This is a genomic window from Lactobacillus sp., from assembly GCF_051893255.1.
In the GTDB taxonomy this organism is placed as follows: Bacteria; Bacillota; Bacilli; order Lactobacillales; family Lactobacillaceae; genus Lactobacillus.
Genome location: NZ_JBJFHB010000012.1, coordinates 1 through 3,610, shown reverse-complemented (window position 1 = coordinate 3,610; position 3,610 = coordinate 1). Strand labels below are relative to the sequence as shown.

Genomic DNA, 3,610 nt, shown 5'->3' with positions numbered 1-3,610 from the left:
TCACGCCGAAAGTAGTTGGTGGGAAACTGCCTGCGAGGATAGGAAGCTGCCGCGCTTAACATTCCGCCTTAGCTCAGTTGGTAGAGCGCTTGACTGTTAATCAGGATGTCGTCAGTTCGAGTCTGACAGGCGGAGTATCCGGGAAGTGGCTCAGTTTGGTAGAGCACCTGGTTTGGGACCAGGGGGTCGCAGGTTCAAATCCTGTCTTCCCGATTTGCATGTTAATATATCCATGTTAATGCAACATGGCGGTGTAGCTCAGCTGGCTAGAGCGTCCGGTTCATACCCGGGAGGTCGAGGGTTCGATCCCCCCCGCCGCTATACTAACCACGACTTCGGTCGTGGTTTTTCTTTTGTCCATTTTCTCTCGTCTCTGTTAGTGAAAAGGCTTTTATTTGATTTGCCCTTGCAAAGCGTGAAAAAGTCTGTATACTAGAAAGAGTTGACGAATGGCCCGTTGGTCAAGTGGTTAAGACACCGCCCTTTCACGGCGGTAACATGAGTTCAAATCTCGTACGGGTCATTGGAGGATTAGCTCAGCTGGGAGAGCATCTGCCTTACAAGCAGGAGGTCATAGGTTCGAGCCCTATATCCTCCATTGTTCAGAGAGGATTGCCCGTAGGGTAATCCTTTTTTTATAAGTCTGAACATGGAAGAATTATTTTTATTATTTTAATTTTATTGTTACAAGTCTTGTCCTGATAGGATTCACTACCAAGTGAAGATGCCTTGTAACCGTGTAGCTAGTCTATAGGGGGACACACATGGAAAAACATTTATTTACGTCAGAATCAGTTTCAGAAGGCCACCCAGACAAGGTCGCTGACCAAATCTCAGATGCCATCTTAGACGCCGTTTTAGCTCAAGATCCGCACGCCCACGTGGCCTGTGAAACTTCAGTTACGACGGGTTTGGTTTTGCTTTTTGGCGAAATCTCAACCACGGCCCAAGTCGACTATCAAAAGGTCGTCCGGCAAACCATTCGCGAGATCGGCTATGACGATCCAGCCTTAGGCTTTGACGCCGACAACTGCGCTGTCTTGGTCGCACTTGACAAGCAGTCGCCAGACATCGCCGGCGGGGTTAACGAAGCCTTGGAAGTCCGCAACCAAGATGACAGCGATGAGTTGGACCAAATCGGGGCCGGCGACCAGGGGCTGATGTTTGGCTTCGCCATTGACGAAACGCCAGAACTGATGCCTTTGCCAATTTCTTTGGCACACAAGCTGATGCACAAGGTAGCCAGCCTGCGTAAGGACGGCACCTTCCCGTGGCTGCGGCCAGACGCTAAAGCCCAAGTTACCGTTGAATACGGCGACGATGGCAAGCCTAAGCGGGTCGACACGGTGGTTATCTCCACCCAAACCAGCGAAGAGGTGACCAACGAAGAAATCCGCGTAGCGATGGTTCACGATGTAATTAAAGAAGTGATTCCAGCTAAGTACTTGGACGATGATACCAAATACCTGATCAACCCATCTGGCCGCTTTGTCATTGGGGGTCCTAAGGGCGATGCTGGTTTAACTGGTCGCAAGATTATCGTTGATACCTACGGTGGTTATGCCCGTCACGGCGGCGGGGCCTTTAGTGGCAAGGATGCCACCAAGGTTGACCGCAGTGCTTCTTATGCTGCCCGCTATGTGGCTAAAAATATCGTCGCTTCTGGCCTGGCAAGCCGGTGTGAAGTTCAGCTGGCTTACGCCATCGGCGTGGCTCACCCAGTCTCCGTCATGATTGATACGGCTGGGACCGGCAAGGTCAGCGACCAACTGTTAACTGAAGCCGTTCGGGCCACCTTTGACCTGCGGCCAGCCGGCATCATCAAGATGCTGGACTTGCGCCGGCCAATCTACCGGCAAACCGCTGCTTACGGCCACTTTGGCAGAACCGACGTGGACTTGCCTTGGGAAAAGACCGACCGGGTTGAGCAGCTGCAGGATTTTGTGGCAAAGCACAAATAATTTTTACAATTGAATAAATAGACATAACGTAACATAAATTAGTTGGAGATAAAAATGAAGAAAACAAACGTGAAAATGGTCACGCTTGCCGTTTTTATTACGACCTTTATGTCCGCCATTGAAGGGACCATCGTATCGACTGCGATGCCGACCATCATTGCGGATCTGGATGGCTTAGCCATCATGAGCTGGGTCGTATCAATCTTCTTGCTGATGACAGCAGTCTCAACGCCAATTTATGGGAAACTGGCTGATAGTATTGGACGAAGGCCAGTTTTTTTATTTGGCATTGGACTCTTTGTCGTGGGCTCGGCTCTGTGCGGCCTGTCGCAGTCGATGGTGCAATTGATCATCTTTAGAATGCTGCAAGGCCTGGGTTCTGGGGCGATTCAGACGGCAGGCGTCACGGTTTTAGCCGACATGTACCCCATCGACAAGCGGGCCAAGATGCTGGGGCTGACCTCGGCTTTTTGGGGCATGGCCTCGGTCATTGCGCCCCTTCTTGGCGGTTTTATCGTGCAGCAATTGTCTTGGCACTGGGTCTTCATGATCAATGTGCCAATTGGCTTAATCGCCTTCTTCTTGGTCGCTGCTTACCTGCATGAAGATTTTGCTAAAAATAATCTGGCCATGGACTTAAAAGGCAGCATTAGCTTGGTCGTTTTCTTGCTAGCACTTATGCTGCTCTTGCAAGAGGCGGAAAAAGGTTTGAACTGGACCTTACTGGTCTTTTTGGCAGTCGCCGCTGTCAGCCTCTTGGTCTTTATCAAGACGGAAAAAACGGCTGAAGACCCAATTATTCCTTTTTCCGTTTTGAAAAATCGGGAATTTTTGGCAGTGAACCTCTTGCAACTCTTGGTGTCCGGCGTCGTGATCGGCTTTGAATTCTACATCCCGACCTGGCTGCAAGGGATCGATGGGGTTAGCGCTTCGCTAGCCGGCTTCGCGATTACGCCAAGCTCGATCATGTGGACCGCGGGCTCCTTTTTAGCCGGGGACCTAATGGGCCGGTGGGGGACGCAGAAGTTCTTTGACGCCTCCATCATCGTTTTGATCGTCGCCGACCTGGCCTTTGTTTTAATGCCGGCCTACTCGCCATTTTGGGTCTTTTGCCTGATCGCCTTTTTCAACGGGATCGGCTTTGGGAGCGTGGCAACGGCCAGCCAGGTTCGCGCCCAAATGGTGGTCGACGACAGCCAAGTGGGGATGGCAACGTCTTTTAACACCTTGATGAAGTACCTGGGCCAGACCATGCTGATGGTGGTCTACGGGCTGACCTTTAACCAGGTGGTGGCTGCGGGCCTAGCCAAGCACCCGAACTTGACGAACGCGATGATGAACAAGATCGTTTCGCCGCTGAAGGCCAAGAGCTTGCCTCATGAGGTGCTGGCGCCGCTTCGGACGATCTTGCACTCAGCCATGCGGGGGATCTACCTGGTGTCGCTGGTAGTACTGGTCTTGTCGCTGGTCGCCAACCATATGTACAAAGAGAAAAAAGATTGACCTTGTGGTCAATCTTTTTTAGTTACCAAAGCAAGATGGTGATAAGGTGCAATTTTGACTCATCTAGATCGCCTTTTTTAATAATTAGAAAAAAGTTTACTCAACTCGTATTATAAAAATTGAACCGGTGATAATATTCAGAAAAA

General features: G+C 50.6%; 2 protein-coding genes, 5 tRNA genes and 1 riboswitch. All 7 genes read left to right on the top strand.

Translation table 11 applies throughout. The features are described from left to right. Nucleotides 1–62 precede the first annotated feature (62 nt). The 7 genes from ACI4WN_RS00870 to ACI4WN_RS00840 all read left to right on the top strand — a co-directional run bounded on the left by ACI4WN_RS00870 (nucleotide 63) and on the right by ACI4WN_RS00840 (nucleotide 3,464). A tRNA-Asn gene (locus ACI4WN_RS00870) sits at nucleotides 63–135 on the top strand. A 4-nt stretch (nucleotides 136–139) separates the two neighbouring features. Next, nucleotides 140–213, top strand: a tRNA-Pro gene (locus ACI4WN_RS00865). Between the two features lie 34 nt (nucleotides 214–247). Then, nucleotides 248–321, top strand: a tRNA-Met gene (locus ACI4WN_RS00860). Nucleotides 322–451: 130 nt separating this feature from the next. After that, nucleotides 452–523, top strand: a tRNA-Glu gene (locus ACI4WN_RS00855). 2 nt (nucleotides 524–525) lie between these two features. Beyond that, nucleotides 526–598: transfer RNA gene (locus tag ACI4WN_RS00850), tRNA-Val, on the top strand. Between the two features lie 81 nt (nucleotides 599–679). Beyond that, nucleotides 680–767, top strand: a riboswitch (SMK box riboswitch). Continuing rightward, complete coding sequence (gene metK, locus ACI4WN_RS00845) at nucleotides 765–1,961, top strand: methionine adenosyltransferase (RefSeq protein ID WP_439776562.1); 1,197 nt, start codon at nucleotides 765–767, stop codon at nucleotides 1,959–1,961. Its footprint overlaps the riboswitch before it by 3 nt. Before the next feature lie 54 nt (nucleotides 1,962–2,015). After that, on the top strand, nucleotides 2,016–3,464 hold the full coding sequence (locus ACI4WN_RS00840; protein ID WP_439776561.1) for an MDR family MFS transporter: 1,449 nt from the start codon (nucleotides 2,016–2,018) through the stop codon (nucleotides 3,462–3,464). The last annotated feature ends 146 nt before the right edge of the window (nucleotides 3,465–3,610 follow it).